This is a genomic window from Companilactobacillus miaonis, assembly GCF_036913615.1.
GTDB lineage: Bacteria > Bacillota > Bacilli > Lactobacillales > Lactobacillaceae > Companilactobacillus.
The window spans coordinates 92,194-113,033 of the sequence record NZ_JAYKTX010000006.1 but is presented as its reverse complement, the minus strand read 5'-3'; the positions used below and the strand labels follow the sequence as shown (position 1 = coordinate 113,033).

The 20,840-nt window shown below is 36.0% G+C and carries 22 protein-coding genes; 21 read left to right on the top strand and 1 reads right to left on the bottom strand.

All coding sequences use genetic code 11. The annotated features are described in order from the left end of the window. The first annotated feature begins 62 nt into the window (after nucleotides 1-62). The gene (locus tag U8521_RS06555) at nucleotides 63-1,148 is read left to right on the top strand and encodes a glycosyltransferase family 4 protein (protein ID WP_334332400.1); all 1,086 of its coding nucleotides are present in this window, start codon (nucleotides 63-65) and stop codon (nucleotides 1,146-1,148) included. Between the two features lie 142 nt (nucleotides 1,149-1,290). Next, nucleotides 1,291-2,055 carry a helix-turn-helix transcriptional regulator gene (locus U8521_RS06550; protein WP_334352241.1) on the top strand — a complete coding sequence of 255 codons (765 nt, stop codon included), beginning with the start codon at nucleotides 1,291-1,293 and terminating at the stop codon, nucleotides 2,053-2,055. A 115-nt stretch (nucleotides 2,056-2,170) separates the two neighbouring features. Here U8521_RS06550 and U8521_RS06545 read toward each other — a convergent pair whose 3' ends face one another. Continuing rightward, entirely contained in the window at nucleotides 2,171-2,809 is a 639-nt protein-coding gene (locus tag U8521_RS06545) for a YigZ family protein (RefSeq protein ID WP_334352240.1), read from the bottom strand. 32 nt (nucleotides 2,810-2,841) lie between these two features. Between U8521_RS06545 and U8521_RS06540 the strand changes: the two genes are divergently transcribed. The 19 genes from U8521_RS06540 (at nucleotide 2,842) to U8521_RS06450 (ending at nucleotide 20,744) form a co-directional block, all read left to right on the top strand. Beyond that, the gene (locus U8521_RS06540) at nucleotides 2,842-4,137 is read left to right on the top strand and encodes a helicase-related protein (protein WP_334332348.1); all 1,296 of its coding nucleotides are present in this window, start codon (nucleotides 2,842-2,844) and stop codon (nucleotides 4,135-4,137) included. A 290-nt stretch (nucleotides 4,138-4,427) separates the two neighbouring features. Then, entirely contained in the window at nucleotides 4,428-4,814 is a 387-nt protein-coding gene (locus tag U8521_RS06535) for a ComF family protein (protein ID WP_334332349.1), read from the top strand. Between the two features lie 97 nt (nucleotides 4,815-4,911). After that, nucleotides 4,912-5,460, top strand: a complete 549-nt coding sequence (gene hpf, locus U8521_RS06530; RefSeq protein WP_334332350.1) for a ribosome hibernation-promoting factor, HPF/YfiA family — start codon at nucleotides 4,912-4,914, stop codon at nucleotides 5,458-5,460. Nucleotides 5,461-5,879: 419 nt separating this feature from the next. Continuing rightward, on the top strand, nucleotides 5,880-8,240 hold the full coding sequence (gene secA, locus U8521_RS06525) for a preprotein translocase subunit SecA (RefSeq protein WP_334332351.1): 2,361 nt from the start codon (nucleotides 5,880-5,882) through the stop codon (nucleotides 8,238-8,240). Between the two features lie 42 nt (nucleotides 8,241-8,282). Beyond that, a protein-coding gene (gene prfB, locus U8521_RS06520; protein ID WP_442886131.1) for a peptide chain release factor 2 occupies nucleotides 8,283-9,393 on the top strand; the annotation gives its coding sequence in 2 pieces (ribosomal slippage) (nucleotides 8,283-8,333 and nucleotides 8,335-9,393; 1,110 coding nt in all). Between the two features lie 2 nt (nucleotides 9,394-9,395). Then, a complete protein-coding gene (locus U8521_RS06515) occupies nucleotides 9,396-10,061 on the top strand; it encodes a response regulator transcription factor (RefSeq protein ID WP_334332353.1) in 666 nt (221 codons plus the stop codon). Between the two features lie 2 nt (nucleotides 10,062-10,063). Next, nucleotides 10,064-11,710, top strand: coding sequence for a sensor histidine kinase (locus tag U8521_RS06510; RefSeq protein ID WP_334352238.1), 1,647 nt, complete (start codon nucleotides 10,064-10,066; stop codon nucleotides 11,708-11,710). Between the two features lie 99 nt (nucleotides 11,711-11,809). After that, the gene (locus U8521_RS06505) at nucleotides 11,810-12,685 is read left to right on the top strand and encodes a phosphate ABC transporter substrate-binding protein PstS family protein (RefSeq protein WP_442885957.1); all 876 of its coding nucleotides are present in this window, start codon (nucleotides 11,810-11,812) and stop codon (nucleotides 12,683-12,685) included. Nucleotide 12,686: 1 nt separating this feature from the next. Next, nucleotides 12,687-13,607, top strand: coding sequence for a phosphate ABC transporter permease subunit PstC (pstC, locus tag U8521_RS06500; protein ID WP_334332355.1), 921 nt, complete (start codon nucleotides 12,687-12,689; stop codon nucleotides 13,605-13,607). Next, nucleotides 13,607-14,494, top strand: a complete 888-nt coding sequence (gene pstA, locus U8521_RS06495; RefSeq protein WP_334332356.1) for a phosphate ABC transporter permease PstA — start codon at nucleotides 13,607-13,609, stop codon at nucleotides 14,492-14,494. The genes pstC and pstA overlap by 1 nt, the downstream gene beginning before the upstream one ends. A 3-nt stretch (nucleotides 14,495-14,497) precedes the next feature. After that, a complete protein-coding gene (gene pstB, locus U8521_RS06490; protein WP_334332357.1) occupies nucleotides 14,498-15,298 on the top strand; it encodes a phosphate ABC transporter ATP-binding protein PstB in 801 nt (266 codons plus the stop codon). Between the two features lie 15 nt (nucleotides 15,299-15,313). Beyond that, entirely contained in the window at nucleotides 15,314-16,072 is a 759-nt protein-coding gene (gene pstB, locus U8521_RS06485) for a phosphate ABC transporter ATP-binding protein PstB (RefSeq protein ID WP_334332358.1), read from the top strand. 10 nt (nucleotides 16,073-16,082) lie between these two features. Next, on the top strand, nucleotides 16,083-16,763 hold the full coding sequence (gene phoU, locus U8521_RS06480) for a phosphate signaling complex protein PhoU (RefSeq protein WP_334332359.1): 681 nt from the start codon (nucleotides 16,083-16,085) through the stop codon (nucleotides 16,761-16,763). 56 nt (nucleotides 16,764-16,819) lie between these two features. Next, nucleotides 16,820-17,071, top strand: a complete 252-nt coding sequence (locus U8521_RS06475; protein ID WP_334332360.1) for a PspC domain-containing protein — start codon at nucleotides 16,820-16,822, stop codon at nucleotides 17,069-17,071. 23 nt (nucleotides 17,072-17,094) lie between these two features. After that, nucleotides 17,095-17,460, top strand: a complete 366-nt coding sequence (locus tag U8521_RS06470; RefSeq protein ID WP_135371105.1) for a phage holin family protein — start codon at nucleotides 17,095-17,097, stop codon at nucleotides 17,458-17,460. A 63-nt stretch (nucleotides 17,461-17,523) separates the two neighbouring features. After that, nucleotides 17,524-18,489, top strand: a complete 966-nt coding sequence (hprK, locus tag U8521_RS06465; protein ID WP_334332361.1) for an HPr(Ser) kinase/phosphatase — start codon at nucleotides 17,524-17,526, stop codon at nucleotides 18,487-18,489. Beyond that, nucleotides 18,489-19,304, top strand: coding sequence for a prolipoprotein diacylglyceryl transferase (gene lgt / locus U8521_RS06460; RefSeq protein WP_334352237.1), 816 nt, complete (start codon nucleotides 18,489-18,491; stop codon nucleotides 19,302-19,304). Before hprK ends, lgt begins: the two co-directional genes overlap by 1 nt. Before the next feature lie 65 nt (nucleotides 19,305-19,369). Further along, complete coding sequence (gene trxB / locus U8521_RS06455; RefSeq protein ID WP_334352236.1) at nucleotides 19,370-20,311, top strand: thioredoxin-disulfide reductase; 942 nt, start codon at nucleotides 19,370-19,372, stop codon at nucleotides 20,309-20,311. A gap of 178 nt (nucleotides 20,312-20,489) precedes the next feature. After that, complete coding sequence (locus U8521_RS06450) at nucleotides 20,490-20,744, top strand: helix-turn-helix domain-containing protein (protein ID WP_334332364.1); 255 nt, start codon at nucleotides 20,490-20,492, stop codon at nucleotides 20,742-20,744. Nucleotides 20,745-20,840: the final 96 nt, after the last annotated feature.

Sequence of the window (20,840 nt, the reverse complement as noted above, 5' to 3'; positions counted from 1 at the left end):
GGGGATTTGGTATTGTATAATTGTTCTATTAATGGAAAGTGAGTTTTTCAAAAATGTCGGGTATGTTTAGTGTAATAGTAAAATTATTTTTAACGATGATTATATCGGCCATCATAACTCCTTTCGTAGTAAAGTTAGCCTATATTTTAGGTGCAGTTGATAAACCAAATGCAAGGCGTGTCAATATCAAGCCAATGCCTACAATGGGTGGTTTGGCTATTTTTATTGCATTTAATTTTGCTACGTTTGCTTTGCTGCGTGAACAATTCCCAACGCACGAATTGTTTAGTGTCTTTTTGGCTGAGTGTATTATTGTCTTAACAGGAATCATTGATGATATCCGTGAACTATCACCAAAAGCTAAATTAGCTGGTATTTTTGCGGCTTCGTTAGTCATTTACTTCCTTGCTGGAATTAGAATGAATGAGGTTACTTTACCAATTATTGGTTCATTTGAATTAGGTTGGTGGAGTTTGCCGATTACGATTATTTGGATTATTGCGATTACTAATGCGGTTAATTTGATTGATGGTTTGGATGGTTTGGCAACAGGAGTTTCGATTATTGCGCTATTTACCATGGGCGTGATGGCATACTTCTTCCTAAACCTAACCAATGTTTATGTTGCAATTTGGATTTTTGCTTTAGTTTTTGCTTTAGTAGGTTTCTTACCGCATAACTTTCACCCTGCTAGCATCTTTTTAGGTGATACGGGTTCATTATTCATTGGCTTTATGATGGCTGTTTTCTCACTGAAAGGTTTGAAAAACGTTACTTTCGTTACCTTGTTGATGCCGGTAGTCATCATGGGTGTGCCAATCACTGATACTGTCTATGCGATTTTGAGACGGTTATTAAACAAGAAACCGATCATGCAAGCTGATAAACATCATTTGCATCACCGGTTAATGCAACTAGGCTTGTCACATCGTCAAACTGTTTTAGTTATTTATGGATTATCATTAGTCTTTGCTTTTATTTCACTGTTATATCCACTATCAACTTTGTGGGGCAGTATTTTATTGACGATAGGGGTTTTAATTGGTTTGGAATTATTCATCGAATCGATTGGACTCTTAGGTGATAATCGCCAGCCACTATTGCGGGCAATTCAAAAATTTATCAAACGATTAGAAAAGAAAAACTAACAGACGTCGTTATAACGCCTGTTTTTTTTGTCTAAATTCGGATTCTACAATTGTTAGACTCCAGAACTATTGCCTATCTACAGGACATAGGTAGTATGTAAGTAGAAATTCCTTTTAAATGTGAATTGAGGAGAGATGAAAAATGGAGTTAAGTGAACAATTGAAGAAGTATCGTAAGCAAAATGATTTAACGCAACGGGAACTAGCTTTGAAATTAAATGTTTCGGATAAAACAATTTCAAGCTGGGAAACTGGTCGAACTTATCCAGATATTTCGTTATTGATCAATTTGAGTTCTATTTTAGATGTCTCTTTGGATGAATTTTTAAAAGGGGATGTGTCAACAGTGGCAAAAATTGATAAGGATTTAAAATTAAAAAAGGTTTACAAGAAATGGTTGATCGTCGTGATTGCTATTTTGATTTTCGTTGGTGGTGGTTTCATTTTCCTTTCGACGTATCAGTATAAGAATGCTACCGTCGATCGGTTCAATCCATTGCTGCAAACTAAAATAGGTTATGCAGCCTTGCCAACAGAAGAAACAGCGAAAACTTCAGATTTTAATTACATCAAAGTCGGGACTAAAACTAAAAAGACTTTGGGTAGTCCGTTTAAGAATATGGTGGTAACGGATAATGCTTTTGGAGATTCAATGTTTCTGACTTTTTACGGAGGATTGCCGCCGAAGGATAAGCCATATGCGATGGTTAGGCATCGAGGAATCTATGTTTCTAGAATAAATTTTGTTGACTGGGATGCAATTCCTAGAGGAATTCGTAACAATATGTATCCTGATTACGCTAAGTATCGTGAAATGTATCAAATGTGGCGTGAAGGTCAAAAAGATTACAAAGGTAAAGGTAATGATAGTGTTGCTTTTACAATTCAAACTGGTAAATATGATTGATATTTATCAAAATAAAAAACAGCATCTATTTCTGGAACGTATTTGACTAAAAGTCAGTCACGTCTCAAGTTATGGATGCTGTTTTTTTGAAATGTTAACGGTAATTAATATGAATTTAGTTAGCTTCAATTGGAACTTGTTTGTAAGTTTTTTTAGTTTGCTTTAACGTAATTTGGTTTTGAAAGAGATCCTTAATATCTTGAACTGTCTGTTCAGTCGTATCTAAATCCAAGAAAATTTCACATTTGATATCAGCTGCGAATTGTTTATTTTCTAAATTGATTTTTTCATTTTTTGCATAATTTTCAAACTTATCAAAAAGATGATAAGGAATAGTCAGTTCAAAACCTTGTTGAATTCGATTTTCGACCAAACCAATGTCTCGGATGGCTTCAGCTGTGGTTGATGAATAAGCTCTGATCAGGCCACCAGCGCCCAATTTGATACCACCAAAATATCTCGTTACTACAACACAGATATTTAGTAGATCTTGTTGTTGTAGGACGTTTAGAATTGGGGAGCCAGCGGTACCACTGGGTTCACCATCATCGGACATCCTTTCTGTTTTAATCTTTTCCATGACAACATAGGCGGTACAGTTGTGGGTTGCACCAGATTCTTGTTCACGAATTTTTTGAATGAATGCTTTAGCTTCATCCTCAGAGTTAGTCTGAGCGATGTGGGCGATGAAGCGTGATTTTTTAATATCCTTTTCGAAACTGCCAGTTTTGGCAATTGTTTTATAATTTTCCAAAAATAAATTCTCCTTTTAACGTAATTTAGAGTATGACAAATTTAGAAGAGTACTTAGGTGGACGCATATTTAATTTGCGTGATTTGGATTCAGATACTATCTCGACACTGCTTGTGTATGGGGCCAAAATTTATTCAGCGACTTATCAGGAGGACAAGCAAGTTTATTGCCGTCGCTGTTTGATGCCGATTAGTGAGACCAAGTATTGTCGTAATTGTATCAATCTTGGGAAAATTAATACAGATGATCGACTGCTGATTACACCGTCAGAGCTTAAATTCCCGGTTCAGAGTCAATATTTGAAGTGGGACGGTAAGTTGACAACCAATCAAGAAATTGGTGTCAGAGAGCTTACAGAAGCTTTTAAAAAGCATCGTGATCATTTAGTCTGGGCAGTGACGGGGGCCGGTAAAACGGAGATGACTTTCCCCTTGATTGAACTAGCTTTAAAAAATCAGCAAAGGATTGCTATTTGTTCACCACGAGTGGATGTCTGTATTGAATTATTTCCACGGTTACAAAAAGTTTTTCCTAATACTTCGATTGGCTTGTTTCATGGTCAAAGTTTGGAGAAATATCATTTGACGCAAATTTCTGTTATGACGGTGCACCAGTTGATTCGATTTGAAAAAGCGTTCGATGTTTTAATTGTTGATGAAGTGGATTCCTATCCTTTAGCGGGCAGTTTAATGCTGCATAAAGCTATTAAAAAGGCGAAAAAAGAAACGGGAATGATTACTTACTTATCTGCGACTCCTCCCCAAGCGTTGATCGATGAAGTGCAAAATAAAAAAATCTCACTGACTAAATTGTATCAGAGATTTCACGGTCATCCTTTACCGGAACCGAAGTGTCATTTGTTATTTAAAAAGATTGATTTTCTGGGCATTAATCCGCGCTTAAAATTACATTTACAGCAAGCTTTTAAAAATCATCGTGTAATGTTATTTTTTCCTTCAATTCCTGAAATGTTGGCTTTTTCAAAAAAATTACATCGAGAATTTCCAGATTTAACGTTTGTGACCGTCAGTTCTAAAGATCCGCAGCGTTTAGAAAAAGTACAAAAGTTTCGTGAGCGACAAGTTCAGGTCATTTTGACCACAACGATTTTGGAACGTGGTGTGACTTTCAAAAAAATTATGGTAATAGTGCTCAACGCTGATGCCAAAGAATTTTCAAAAACCTCTTTGATTCAAATAGCCGGTCGTGCCGGGCGTGGCAAAGATTCGTTTGATGATGAGGTGCACTTTTATTATTGTTATTACAATTTGCAGATCAAACAAGCCTGCGCTGAAATAAATTTGCTCAATCGCCAGGCTAAGAAATGAAATGCTTAAATTGTGGTTCAGAAATAACCAATAATTTAAAAATTATAGAAATATTTTCATTAACACCAATCACGCCTAATTATATCTGTAATTTTTGTCGACAACAGTTAAAACCCTTGATAGACAGGGATAATTGTCCAAGATGTTTTAAGCCAGAGAGTGGAGGAATTTGTTCTGACTGTCAAATTTGGGAGAAAAATTATCACAAAATCAATTGCCATCAAGCTTTGTTTGAGTATAATCAGTTCATACACAGCTACTTTAAGCTGTATAAAAGGTATGGAGATGTCTTGTTAGCAAAACTTTTCTATCAAGATATAAAGAGTTGGTCTTTGAAAAATCACTTCGATGTAGTTACTTATATTCCGGCTAGCCCAAGTCATCTGAAAGCACGTGGCTTTGATCCAGTCTATGAATTGTACGCAGATATATTTGATTTAAAAAATTTGTTGGGAAAAAAAGATGCCGATAGACCTCAAGCACAAAAGAATCGTCTGGAGCGAATGCATTCGCCACAAACCTTTTTTGCCCAACCAGCAATTGATCAATTATCAAAAAGTCAGAGTATTTTGATTTTAGATGATGTTTATACGACAGGGCGTACTTTGATGCATGCTCATGATATATTTTTTGAACGTGGATTTAAAAATATTTCCACGTTTTCATTATCAAGATAGTGTAAACGTTGTCATATTGGCGTAAGAATATTATAATTGCATTAAAGAGAAGTAAGAACACTCTTTGATTTCCTACTCGTCGGAAGGAGAGATTATTATGTTAACGATTAATGTACGTGGTGAAAATATTGAGGTAACTTCATCAATTCGTGAATATGTCGAAAAGAGAATTTCCAAGATGGAAAAATATTTTAGTGACGATAGTAATCCTATTGCTCATGTAAACTTGAAGACATATCCATCAAAGGGTACAAAGGTTGAAGTTACAATTCCATTGCCATATATCACATTGAGAGCTGAAGAAGTAAATGACGATTTATATGCAGGAATTGATTTAGTAATCGATAAACTAGAAAGACAAATTAAGAAATTTAAGACTCGTGTAAATCGTAAGAGTCGTGAAAGTGGCAGCATTAGAGATATTCCTATTGATGATGTAACACCAGAAGATACTGAAGAAGATAAATCAGAAATCGTTAGAACAAAACGTCTTTCATTGAAACCAATGGATGCTCAAGAAGCCGTTCTACAAATGGAAATGTTAGGCCATGAATTCTTCATCTTCGAAGATTCAGAAACTAATGGTGCAAGTATTGTATACAAACGTAATGACGGCAAGTATGGTTTGATCGAAACAAACGAATAGAAAATTGAGTGTTAGTTTTTTAAAATAAACAGCTTAAGGTAATCAGAGATGGTTATCTTAGGCTTTTTTGTTTGCTAGCTCTTTATTTTGAGTAGTGAGAGAAGCCATCTTTTACAACAGCTTCAGGAAATAATGGAACGTTCTGGAATTTTAGAGCTGAGTATTTCCAAAGACTGTTACATCTATTTTGAAGTGGGAAAGTAAATAAACCAAGGATCTGCTATGGAGGCCGACATAGTTATATACAAATAAAAAACTTAGTTTTTTACTTTGTAAAGCATTCTTAACACTATTACTAGTAAAAGTGGTGTATCATTGTATTCCTGAAAAGTCTATTTTAAAGATATTAAGTTTAAAAGTTTAAAAAATAATGCTACTATTAAGAGTATGTTTATTACACTTAGGAGAGATATATAAATATGGCAAATCCGCTAAGAAGATGGGTCGAAAGCGATAAAAGAGAAGTTAAACGTATGGGCAAGATTGCCGATAAAATCGAGAGTTACGCTGATGAATATAGCAAGCTTTCTGATGAGGAACTTCAAGCTAAGACTCCTAAATTTAAAGAAAGACTAGCCAATGGTGAAACACTTGATGATATTTTGCCAGAAGCTTTTGCAACCGCTCGTGAAGGTGCCAAAAGAGTTTTGGGACTCTATCCATTTAGAGTTCAATTAATTGGTGGTATTACACTTCATGAAGGTAATATCGCTGAAATGAAAACTGGTGAAGGTAAAACTTTGACTGCTACACTTCCAGTTTATCTAAATGCTCTTGCTGGAAAAGGTGTTCACGTTGTTACAGTTAATGAATACTTGTCTGGCCGTGATGCTAAAGAGATGGGTGAATTGTACAAGTGGCTTGGTCTAACTGTTGGATTGAATCTCAATAGTATGGACCCAGAAGAAAAGCGTGCTGCCTATAACTGTGATGTAACTTATTCAACTAATAGTGAATTAGGTTTCGATTATCTTCGTGATAACATGGTTGTTTATAAGGAACAAATGGTTCAACGTCCATTGCATTATGCAATCGTCGATGAAGTTGACTCCATTTTGATCGATGAGGCTAGAACTCCATTGATCATTTCTGGAGCAGCGGAAAAGTCAACTGCAATGTATGTTCGTGCTGACCGTTTTGCCAAAACTCTTGAAAAAGATGATTACAAGATTGATTGGCCAACTAAGTCAATCAGTTTGACAGAAACTGGTATCAGAAAGGCCGAAGATTACTTTGGCCTTGATAACTTGTATGATATTGACAATACTGTTTTGAATCACCATTTGGATCAAGCTTTGCGTGCTAACTTCATTATGAGTCTTGATATTGATTATGTGGTTCAAGATGGCGAAGTTAAGATCGTTGATCAGTTTACTGGTCGTGTTATGGATGGTCGTCGTTATTCTGATGGATTGCACCAAGCTATTGAAGCTAAAGAAGGTGTTGAGATTCAAGATGAAACCAAGACTATGGCTAACATCACTTATCAAAACTTCTTCCGTATGTACGATAAACTAGCTGGTATGACTGGTACTGCCAAAACAGAAGCCGAAGAATTTAGAGAAATCTATAACATGGAAGTTATCTCAATTCCTACTAACAAACCAGTTATTCGTGATGATAAAGAAGATCTACTTTACCCAACATTAAAGAGTAAGTTTGCCGCAGTAGTTAAAGATATCAAACGTCGTCACGCTAAGGGTCAACCAATTCTAGTTGGTACAGTTGCGGTTGAATCATCAGAATACCTATCTAAATTATTGGATAAAGAAGGTATTCCTCATGCAGTTTTGAACGCTAAGAACCACGCTAAGGAAGCTGAAATTATTATGAATGCCGGTCAACGTGGTGCTGTTACTATCGCTACTAATATGGCTGGTCGTGGTACTGATATTAAATTAGGACCTGGCGTCGTAGAATTAGGTGGTTTGTGTGTATTAGGTACTGAACGCCATGAATCACGTCGTATTGATAATCAGCTTCGTGGACGTTCCGGTCGTCAAGGAGATCCAGGTGTAACACAATTTTACATGTCACTTGAGGATGACTTGATGAAGCGTTTCGGTTCAGACCGAATCAAACGTGTCTTAAAGGCTTTGAAGATTGAAGACGATGATGCTGTTATTCAAAGTAAGATGATGACGCGTCAAGTTGAATCAGCTCAAAAACGTGTTGAAGGTAACAACTATGATACACGTAAGAATACTTTGCAATATGATGATGTTATGCGTGAACAACGTGAAGTAATCTATAAAGAACGTATGCAAGTAATCAATGAAGACAAAGATCTTGATAAAGTCTTAATGCCAATGATCGAACGTACTATCAAGGCACAAGTTGATGTTCACACTCAAGGTAAACAAGAAGATTGGGAATTGGAAGCAATTGCTGACTTTGCTAAATCTGCTTTAGTAAATGAAAATCAAATGTCAGTCGTTGATTTACAACTTAAGTCACAAGACGAAATCATTAATTATTTAATGGATTTTGTTAAGAAGAACTATGAAGAAAAGAAGCAACAACTTGGTGATCCTGCTCAAATGCTTGAATTCGAAAAAGTTGTTATTCTAAGAGTTGTTGATGAACATTGGACTGATCATATCGATGCCATGGATCAACTACGTCAATCAATTGGACTACGTGGTTACGGTCAATTGAATCCTTTGGTTGAGTACCAAGAAGAAGGATACAGAATGTTTGAAGAAATGGTTTCAGATATTGAATATGATGTTACAAGACTATTCATGAAGGCCGAAATCAGACAAAATATGGAAAGATAAAAAGCGGGCCTTAGGGCCTGCTTTTTTTATAAAGGTGATTAAATGGAATTTGGAGAGATTAAAAATAAGATTTCCGAGATGGAAAACAAAATAAGTCAGTTCAGGGGGTCTCTTTGACTTAGAATCACTCGAAGAAAGTATCGCTGAGAATGAGAATAAGATGGCTGAACCTGGCTTTTGGGATAATCATGATAAAGCACAAAAAGTTATTGATGATACTAAGTCAATGAAAGATAAATATGATAATTTTAATGAGCTCAGTCAAGGGTTAGATGATATTAAAGTTGCGGCTGAACTTTATCAGGAAGATCCTGAGGATGATTTGATGGATCAAATGGTGGACGAATCGTCCAGTTTAGAAAAAAAACTTCGTTCTTATGAGTTAATGATGTTATTGTCAGAACCGTATGATACGCACAATGCAATTATGGAGATTCATCCTGGCGCTGGTGGAACGGAATCGCAAGACTGGGGTTCAATGCTGTTGAGAATGTATCAACGTTGGGCAGAACAACACAATTTTTCAGTTGAGATTGAAGACTATCAACCTGGCGATGAGGCTGGTATTAAGAGTGTAACGATGATGATCCGTGGAAAAAATGCATACGGCTTATTGCGTTCAGAGCGTGGCGTCCATCGTCTAGTTAGAATATCACCATTTGATTCAGCTGGTCGTCGTCACACTTCCTTTGCATCGGTCGATGTTATGCCAGAATTGGATGATAGTATACACGTTGAAATTAATGATGATGATTTAAGAGTTGATGTTTTCAGATCATCAGGTGCTGGTGGTCAACACATTAACAAAACTTCATCTGCGGTTAGAATTACTCATTTACCAACCGGAATCGTTGTCAGTTCCCAAGCCCAACGTTCACAATTGCAAAATAGAGAGACAGCCATGAATATGTTGAAGGCGAAACTTTTCCAACGTGAAGAAGAAGAGCGTGCTAAAAAACATGCACAAATTCAAGGGGAACAAAAGGATATTGGTTGGGGTTCACAGATCAGATCTTATGTTTTCCACCCATATACCATGGTTAAAGACCATCGTTCAAACTATGAGACCGGAAATGGTCAAGCAGTAATGGATGGTGATTTGGATCCCTTTATTTACGCTTATCTCCAATGGAAACTACAAGGAGTTAACTAAAAATGAAAAGCAAGATCTTAGTAGTCGATGATGAACCTGCAATTTTGGAATTGATCGAATATAATTTGGAAAATAATGACTATCAGGTGAGTACTGCAACAGACGGAGCGATGGCTTTTGAGAAAGTTAGTACCGATGATTTTGATTTAATGTTATTGGATCAAATGTTGCCAAAAATGAACGGGATGGAAGTCTTGAAAAAGATGCGTCAATCCGATATTTTAACACCCGTAATTTTTTTGACCGCCGTCGATGCTGAGGATAGTAAGATTCAAGGATTGATCAGTGGAGCTGACGACTACATTACTAAGCCTTTTAGCATTAAAGAACTTTTGGCTAGAATTGAAGTTGTTTTGCGTCGTACTACATCCGTGCAACACAAGAAGGAGTTTCAACTGAATACCGACGTCAAAAGTTTGGTGATGGATGGTAGAGAGATTTCTTTAACCAAAAAAGAGTATGAATTATTAGAATTTTTAATTAGAAATAAAGGCATTGTTGTATCTCGTGAACAAATTTTTGATAATGTTTGGGGAATCAATTCAAATTCTCAAATGAGGATGGTTGATATTCAAATTAGCCACCTTCGTGATAAAATTGAAAAGGACACCAAAGATCCACAAATAATTAAAACCGTGCATGGATTCGGTTATATATTAGAGGTATAACGATGAGAAGGAAAATAGGACCCATTATTGCTATTTTGATTTCGGTAGTTATCTTTATTGTGTTAGTAATTTTTTCAGATACCATTTTGCGTGATTCACAAAAGGATATGTTTACTGAAGAAACAATTTCTTACCAAGAGTTGAGAAAGAATCATGAGCCAGAAACTGCCGCCAAGATTGCTGGCTTAGAGTATGTCAACTCTAATAAAGAAAGTACTTATCTTGAGAAAAAAGCTTATGACATGTTCCATCGAGGACGTGTTGCACCTGGTAAAAATTATGTTTCAGACACAAGTATGAATGAAAGAATTATGTACTATATGTCTGGATCTCGTTATGTAGTCGCAAAACGCTATAAACGTTTATGGAGTCAGGCTCCATTGACTTTTGCTTTGATTGCGTTGATGTATTTTATCATTACTGATTCAGTAATTCTCTTTTATTATCGAAAACGTCAAATGCTCAGCAAGGACATCCAAAGTGTGACTGAGAATTTAAGACGAGTTCGTAAGAATAAAGAGATGTCTTCGTTGATCCTATCTCCAGATGACGAGTTATACGGATTAGTTGAGCAAACAAATAAAATCAGTATGGATATTAACGAATTACGAGACGATGTCCGTTTGCGTGAACGAAGATTTCGTGGATTAGTTGGTCATTTGCCCATTGGGGTCATGCTATTGAATTCGCAGGGGGATGTCTTGATGCATAATCAGGCGATGGCATCGTTACTAGACGTCAATATTTCTAGTGATATTCATCCTTTCATTGAAGATGTTAAGACTTACAGTCTGAGTCGAATGATCGAGCATACTTTGAAGAAAAATAAAAATCATCATCGTGAGATCCAATTAGTCGGAAATTCTCAAAAGTATGTCGACGCTAATGTGATCAGATTGGTTCACACCCGAGAAGATTTTGACCAACAAGTTTTGGTTATTTTATATGATTTGACACAGAGTCGCCAGATAGAACGGATGCAAGTCGATTTCGTCAATAATGTCAGTCACGAATTGAAGACTCCAGTAACTTCGATCGAAGGCTTTTCCGAGACACTGTTGGCTGGGGCAAAGGATGACCCTGAGAAATTAGAACATTTCTTGAAGATCATTCATAGCGAAAGCATTAGGTTAACTGAATTGATTCAGGATATTTTATCCCTATCACGCGTCAAGAAAGTTAATCCAAAAGTTGAATCGGTTAATTTACATACTGATATTGATAAAATATTGGAACAACAGTCCTTGGCAATCAAGGAACATCATTTGACTATCAATAAGAAATTCTTTGGTAACGAAGAAGTGACAATCAATAAAGAAAAAATCAATCTTATTTTCCGTAATCTGATTAAGAATGCTATTTCTTATAATAAAGAAAATGGTTCAATTGATATTGAATTGCATCATGATGAAATTGAAAATCGTTTGAAATTTATTATTACCGACACTGGAATTGGAATTTCTGAAGCTGATCAAGGTCGAATCTTTGAAAGATTTTATCGGGTCGATCGTTCCAGAAGTTTGGAAACAGGTGGTACCGGTTTAGGATTAGCTATTGTTAAAGAAACTTTGGATACTTTAGATGGCGACATTCGCTTAGAATCGCACATCGGATTGGGAACAACTTTTACGGTTAACATCCCATTATAAAAAATTTGCCATGATAAAATAATTTATTTTATCATGGCATTTTTTTATACAAAAAATATACATTGTTGTACTATCCTAGATAGGATAGAGGTGAGAACATTGAAAAAAAGACTTGTCGCATTATTTGCAATTATGTTTAGTAGTATTTTTGTTTTAGCTGGTTGCAAAGGCACCACAAGCCAACAAACTATTACAGCAGTTGGATCTTCAGCTGCTCAACCGTTAGTCGAACTTGCCGGGGAAGAATTCACTAAGAGTAATCCTAACGAGTATGTAAACGTCCAAGGAGGCGGAACCGGAACAGGACTGAGCCAGATTCAACAAGGGGCGGTAAATATCGGTAATTCTGATTTGTATGCTGAACAGAAAAAAGATATTGATGCCACCAAACTTGTTGATCATCGAATTGCTGCAGTAGGAATGGTTCCCATAGTTAACAAGGATGTAAAGGTCAAATCGTTGACCTTAAAGCAATTGAAACAAATTTTTTCGGGTCAAGTTAAGAACTGGAAGCAAGTTGGTGGACAAGATCTTCCAATAACAATTATTAATCGTGCTGATGGTAGTGGTACTCGTTCATCATTTGAAAGTGATGTCATGGCAGGTACTCCATTCGTTCGTGCTCAAGAACAAGATTCCAGTGGGATGGTTAGACAAATTGTCTACAATACTGCTGGAGCGATTAGTTATTTAGCTATGCCATATTTAAATGACACTGTGAAAACTATTAATGTCGATGGTGTCGAACCAACAATTGAAAATATAGAAACTAATAAGTGGAAAATTTGGTCATATGAACACCTATATACTAATGGTGAACCAACTGGGATGACGAAGAGATTCCTAGATTTTATTATGACTGATGAAGTTCAAAAGAATGTTGTTAAAAAAATGAATTATGTTCCAATAAAAGATATGCAGTATCAAAAAGACTATAAGGGCAATGTTACGCCCGTTTCGAAGGGGGTAAAATAATTTGAAAGATCCAATTAGGGAGAGTTTAACTAAGAAATCTGTTTCAGCTAAAAGGGAAACTCGGGGTAAAATTATTTCTTTCAGTTTTACTGCCATTATCGTTATTTTAGTCGTTACCATTATTGGTTTCGTCGCTTCCAGAGGTGTATTGATTTTTATTAAGGATGGCGTTAATCCAATTGATTTCTTAACACACTCGGTTTGGGCACCAAATAAATTAGACAGTGCAGGTCATCCCATTGTTGGAGCTGCTCCAATGATTGTTGGTTCGTTTTCAGTTACGCTGATTGCAGCCTTGATTGGGACTCCTTTTGCGATTGCAGCTGCTCTGTTTATGACTGAAATTTCCCCCAAATGGGGTCGTAAAATTTTACAGCCGGTAATTGAACTATTGGTCGGTATTCCTTCAGTAGTTTATGGATTTATCGGTTTGACGATTGTCGTACCATTTGTAAGAAAAATTGCTGGCGGTAGTGGTTTTGGTATTTTAGCCGGTTCATTTGTTTTGTTCGTAATGATTTTACCAACGATCACATCGATGTCAGTTGACGCTTTAAAATCTGTACCTAGATATTATCGAGAGGCCTCATTAGCTTTGGGTGCTACTAGATGGCAAACAATTCATAAGGTTGTTTTACGAGCTGCTACACCAGGAATTTTGACAGCAGTAGTCTTTGGAATGGCTAGAGCATTTGGTGAAGCCCTAGCGGTTCAAATGGTAATTGGTAATGCTATGTTGTTACCACAAAATCTAGTTTCACCTTCATCGACTTTGACTAGTGTCCTAACGATGAATATGGGAAATACAATCATGGGTTCAACGGCCAATAATGCTCTTTGGTCATTAGCACTCTTACTATTACTAATGTCACTTCTCTTTAACTTTGTTATTAGAAGAATTGCCAAGCGGGGTGAATTTTAATGTTTAATGAAAAAACAAAAGACAAGATTGCAACTGGTGTAATTTATTTTATGTCAGGTCTGATTGTCTTGATTTTAATTGGGCTATTAGTTTACATCCTTGGCAGTGGTTTACGATATGTTAATTGGCATTTTCTGACATCGGGTTCCAAGGCTTTTCAAGCTGGTAGTGGTGTAGGAATTCAACTATTTAATTCCTTTTTCCTTTTGATTTTATCAATGCTGATCTCAATTCCGATTTCAATTGCGGCTGGTATTTATTTATCTGAATATGCTGGTAAAAATAAATTAGTTGAATTAATTAGAGTTTCGATTGAAGTTTTGAGTTCGTTACCATCAATCGTAGTTGGTTTATTTGGATTTTTAATTTTTGTAATCAGTTTTAAATTTGGCTTTTCAATTCTTTCAGGTGCATTGACATTGACAGTGTTTAATTTACCGATTTTAACGAGAAACGTTGAGGACTCATTGCAGTCAGTTTCGCAGTCACAAAGAGAAGCTGGTCTAGCCTTAGGACTTTCAAAGTGGGAAACTGTTATTCACGTAATAATTCCCGACAGTTTACCTGGAATTATTACTGGGATGATCATCGGTGCCGGTAGAGTGTTTGGTGAAGCTGCAGCTTTAATTTACACGGCTGGTCAGAGTGCTCCGCCATTAGATTTTACAAATTTCAATGTTTTCAGTATTACGAGTCCTTTGAATTTGATGCGTCCGGCGGAGACTTTGGCAGTACATATTTGGAAGGTTAATTCTGAAGGATTGATTCCTGATGCAGTGCAAGTTTCTGCAGGAGCTTCAGCAGTTCTGATCATTGCCGTATTAGTTTTCAATTTACTTGCAAGATATATTGGCAATTTAGTTTACAAAAAGATGACGGGTGAATAATATATGACTGAACAAAAAGAACACATCCTTCATTTGGATGAAGATAAACATGAAATCGCCATGAAAACCGAAAATCTGCAAGTGTTTTATGGCGAGAAGGAAGCGATGCATAAGGCATCTATTCAATTTGAAAGATACAAGATAACTTCACTGATTGGAGCTTCTGGTTCTGGTAAATCGACTTTTCTCAGATCTTTGAATCGAATGAACGACAATGTTGAAGGTGCAACGGTCAAAGGAAAAATCATGTATCGAGGTTTGGATATCAATAAAGATAATGTTGATATTTATGAGGTTAGAAAACACATTGGAATGGTTTTCCAGCGTCCAAATCCTTTTTCAAAATCAATTTATGACAATATTACTTTTGCTTTGAAGCGTCACGGTCTACACGACAAAGATAAGCTTGATGAAATTGTCGAAACGACTTTGAAACAGGCTTCACTTTGGGATCAGGTTAAAGATGATCTCAATAAGAGTGCCTTAGCGTTGTCTGGTGGACAACAGCAACGTTTGTGTATTGCCAGAGCTATTGCAATGAAACCTGATATTTTATTGATGGATGAACCAGCCAGTGCTTTAGATCCAATTTCGACTTCCAATGTTGAGGAGACGATGTTAAATTTGAAAGATAAATTTACGATTATTATCGTTACTCACAACATGCAACAGGCGGCTAGAATTAGCGATTATACAGCCTTTTTCCACTTGGGGCACGCAGTAGAATTTGATGAGACAAGAAAAATCTTTACACGTCCAAAAGTTAAATTAACTGAGGACTATGTTTCAGGACATTTTGGATAGGAGCGAGATTCAATCGTGGCAGAAAAAATTTTAACATCTTCCGATGTACATTTATTTTATGGTAAAAAAGAAGCTTTAAAAGGTATTAATCTAGATTTTAATAAAAATGAGATCACGGCTTTGATTGGTCCTTCAGGATGTGGTAAATCAACGTATTTAAGATGTTTGAATCGGATGAATGATTTGATTCCCGATGTAACGATTACTGGAACTATTTCATTGAACGGTAAAAATATTTATTCACCAAATGTTGATACAGTAGCACTTAGAAAACAAGTCGGAATGGTTTTTCAACAACCTAATCCGTTTCCTTTCTCGATTTATGATAATGTTATTTATGGATTAAGATTAGCGGGAGTTAAGGATAAGGCAGTTTTGGATGAAGCTGTCGAAACTAGTTTGAAAAATGCAGCTGTCTGGGATGATGTCAAAGATAAACTTCATCAAAGTGCTTTGTCATTATCTGGTGGACAACAACAAAGAGTATGTATTGCTAGAGTTTTAGCAGTGAAACCTGATATTATTTTATTAGACGAACCAACTAGTGCTTTGGATCCGATTTCGTCATCTAAAGTGGAAGATACAATGTTAAATTTACGTGAGGATTATACGATTATTACTGTTACACATAATATGCAACAAGCTTCGAGAATATCCGATCAAACCGCTTTCTTCCTAAATGGGGAATTAATTGAGGCGGATAAAACAAAAAATATTTTCTTAAATCCAAAGGAAAAGGAAACTGAAGATTATATTTCAGGAAAATTCGGTTAGGAGAAAAAAGATGCGCACTACTTTCGAAGAACAATTAAACAATTTACATTTACGCTTCTCAGAAATGGGCATGATGGCCAGTGAAGCTATTATGAAATCAGTTAAGGCTTACATCGATCACGATAAATCTTTGGCAAAAGAAGTTATCAAAAATGATCATGTGATCAACAAACGTGAGATGGATCTGGAAAAAGAATCTTTCGAAATGATTGCTTTACAACAACCAGTTACATCTGATTTAAGAATGATCGTAACTGTTTTAAAGGCAAGTTCTGATTTAGAAAGAATGGGCGATCATGCAGTAAGTATTGCTTCAGAAACAATTCGCGTAAAAGGTGAAACTAGAATCCCTGAAATCGAGAAATTGATTGCGGAAATGGGTGAGATGAGTACTAGTATCGTGGAAGACTCATTGGAAGCTTACTTGAAAAAAGATAGTAAAATGGCTGAAGAAGTGGCCCATCGTGATGTTGAGATCGATGCGAAGAGTACTTTGATCAATGAACTATGTATTAAGGATATGCAAAAAACAGTTGATAATGTTTTAAGCGGTTCATCTTACATGTTAGTTGCCAGTTACTTGGAACGTGTTGGTGATTATGCAACTAATATTTGTGAGTGGGTAGTTTACTTAAATACTGGACATGTGGTAGAACTGAATCGGAAGCATATTCCTAATGTTGAAGAGTAAAATTGATTAATTAGTGAATATGTAGTATATTTTTGAACAAGTTGAGGTGAATATTTATGAATAAGAGACTCACAAGATCAAGTACCGATCGAATGTTGGCTGGCGTTTGTGGTGGTTTAGGAGCTTTCTTTGGGATAGACTCAACTTGGATTCGTTTAACGTTTATCTTCTTATTACCATTTACTTACTTTTTGCCAGTCTTGGTATATGTTGTCAGCGTTTTTTTGATCCCAGAAAAGCGAAATATCCAGGAAACAGATTATAATCGGACTAAGCGTAGAATGAAATCACCAAAAAAATATTATTGATTCAAAAAGAATGAGGGTATCAAATGAGGTTACTAATAAAAGTGGCAATCCAGACACTGTTGTTTATTGCAATCGCACGTCTATTGCCCAATATGTTTATCGTTGATAGTTTAGCAACAGCAATTATTGCTAGTTTTGTTCTAGTAATTTTGAATTGGACCATCAAGCCGATTTTACATATTATTTCGTTACCGATCACGTTTATAACTTTTGGCTTGTTTTCGTTTGTCATTAATGCCATCACGCTCGAGATGACTTCGTCGTTAGTTGGATCAAGCAGTTTTAATTTTAATGGTTTTGGCTCAGCTCTTGTCGTAGCAGTGATTCTAGCAATTTGTCATTCGATTATTAATAGTTATACGATGGATAATTTTCAAAGACGCGTTTAGAACGCGTTTTTTTGTTTCTAAAATGATAAAATTATTATAAATAAGTATCAACGGGGGTTAGCAATGACAAATTTTGTTACTGTGTATCAAATGGTAAAAGATAATGAATTGAAAGTTTATGCTGGAGAGGATTTATTAAAAGAGAAGAAAGTTATTACAACCGATATTTCTCGTCCAGGAATCGAATTGACTGGTTATTTTGATTATTATCCAAGTGAACGAATCCAATTATTTGGTCAAACTGAAACATCATATTCACGTTCAATGACTTCAAATAATCGTTACAAGGTTATGTTGGAGATTTGTCGGGAAGATACACCAGTTTTATTAATTTCTAGAAATATTCAACCTAGTAAGGAATTACTCCAGGCTGCAAAAGAACATCATGTGCCAGTAATTGGTTCGGAATTACCAACGACTAGACTTTCCAGTATGATTACTGAATATTTAGATGAAAAATTAGCTCCTAGAGAGTCGATTCATGGAGTTTTGGTTGATGTTTATGGTATTGGAATTCTTTTGACAGGACATTCTGGTATTGGTAAGAGTGAAACGGCTTTGGAACTTATTAAACGTGGTCACCGTCTAATTGCTGATGATCGAGTTGACGTCTACCAACGTGATGAGAAAACAATTGTTGGTGAAGCACCGAAAATCTTGAATCACTTACTTGAAATCCGTGGAATTGGGATCATCGATGTGATGAATCTCTTTGGTGCCGGAGCTGTTCGTTCACAAAGTGAAATTCAATTGATCATTAATTTGGAAAATTGGTCAGCGGACAAGAATTACGATCGAATTGGAACTTTGGAAGAAAGTCGTGCTTTCTTTGATGTCGACGTACCACAAATTACCGTCCCCGTTAAAGTTGGTCGAAATATTTCCATCATTATCGAAGTTGCTGCTATGAACTATCGTGCTAAGAAAATGGGCTATGACGCAACGAAGAAATTCGAGGATAATCTTGGTTTGCTGATTAAAGAAAATGAAGCTAAAACTAAGACAGAAAAAAATGGAGAAGGTAAGTAATGAGTTTTGATTTATTGGCATTAAATCCAATTGCACTACAATTAGGCGGATTAGAAATTCACTGGTACGGTGTCATTATTGCTATAGGAGCACTGATTGGTGTCATTATGGCTATGCGAGAAGCTAAAAGAAGACATTTAGATCCTGATAATATTTTGGATCTAGTTTTGTATGGGGTCCCAATTGCTTTGGTGGGGGCTCGAATTTATTATGTGATTTTCAGATTGCCTTATTATATGGCCTATCCAGGAGAAATCATTAAAATTTGGCATGGTGGAATCGCCATTTATGGTGGCCTGATTGCAGCATTTATCGTATTGTTAGTTTTGTGTAAAAAACGTAATATTTCACCTTGGCTAATGCTAGACATTGCAGCCCCATCAGTTTTGTTTGGACAAATTGTTGGTCGCTGGGGTAATTTTATGAACCAAGAGGCCTTTGGTGCAAAGACGACCTTGGATTTCTTGCAATCGTTACATTTACCACATTTTATTATTGAACAGATGTATATCAATGGAGCTTACCGTCAGCCCACTTTTCTCTATGAATCAATGGGAAATTTGATTGGCTTAGTATTGATTTTGGTGTTACGCAATCGTAAACATCTGTTAAAGCGTGGCGAAGTATTTTTAAGTTATTTAATTTGGTATCCGGCAGTACGTTTCTTTGTTGAAGGAATGAGAACAGATAGTTTATATATTTTACCTGGAGTAAGAGTTTCACAGGTACTATCATTGATTTTATTCATTGCCGCAATAAGTATTTGGATTTATCGTCGTAGGATGTTAGATGACCCTTGGTATAATGAGTTGTGAGCAATCTAATTGATAAATCGAAAATTAATGGTAACATTTGTTGAGTAATAGGAGGTTTTTCGACGATGAAATCATATGATGTAGTAATTATTGGAGCAGGTCCTGGTGGATTAACCGCTGCTCTTTATGCTTCACGTGCTAACTTGTCAGTGATGATTCTTGATCGTGGTATATATGGTGGACAAATGAACAACACCGCTGCGATTGAAAATTATCCTGGTTTTGAATCAATTTTGGGTCCGGATTTGAGTGAAAAGATGTATAAATCTTCAACTCAATTTGGTGCTGATTTTGGTTACGGTGCAGTTGAATCTGTTGAAGATAAGGGTGATACAAAAATCATTCATACTGATGACGGAGACTACGAAGCAAAAGCTTTGATTATCGCAACTGGTTCACAATATAAGAAAATTGGGGTTCCTGGTGAAAATGAATTATCAGGACGTGGAGTTTCTTACTGTGCCGTTTGTGATGGTGCATTCTTTAAAGGTCAAGACGTTGCCGTTATCGGTGGTGGCGATTCTGCCGTTGAAGAAGGTATCTATTTAACACAATTGGCCAAGTCTGTAACAATTATTCACCGTCGTGACCAATTACGTGCTCAAAAAATCTTGCAAGATCGTGCATTTAAGAATGATAAGATCAAATTCGTTTGGAATGCCGATGTAAAAGAAATCATGAGTGACGATGATAAAGTTTCTGGCGTAAGATACGTTGATAAAAAGACTGGCCAAGAACATGTCATTCCTGCTAAGGGTGCTTTTATCTACGTTGGTATTCAACCAATGACAGCACCTTTCAAGGATTTAGGTGTGCTTGATAATGATGGTTGGATCAATACCAATGAACATATGGAAACTAAGATTCCTGGAATCTTTGCTGTCGGTGATGTTCGTAAGAAAGACCTACGTCAAGTAGCAACAGCTGTTGGTGAAGGTGGTATTGCTGGACAACAAGCTTACAACTATATTCAAGAATTGGCTGACGACTCAGTAGCAACTAAGTAGTTAATTTTTACAATTTAAATAATGAGGATTATGAGGTGGAAGTATCCATCTTGTAATCCTTTTTTTGTGCTTGTGGCACAAGGATTTTCTAAAAAATGAAAAAATTATTATTAGCATATGGATTGAATATAGACATGTTTAAACATATACTATTAGTAAAAGACAGGAAGTGATTCTTATGCGTGAAGTAGTTGATAAAAAAATGAATAGGCTAATGAATGAATCCGGTTTTAATATTGCTCGAAATTTGAAAATTCTTAGAAAAGAAAGAAATGTAACACAAAAAGAAGTTGCTAGACATCTTAATATTGACGTTACAACTTTGTCTCACTATGAAACTGGTATTAGAATGCCAGACATTGATACTTTGATTGCTTTAGCAAAATATTATGATACAGATATCAACAGAATCATCAGCAATAATTTCGACTAATTTGTATATTTGAGGACAATTTTTAAGGATTATTTAAAAAAAATCTTTTAAACTGTCGTAATCAAATATAAATAGTACTCTATGATTGCTATAATG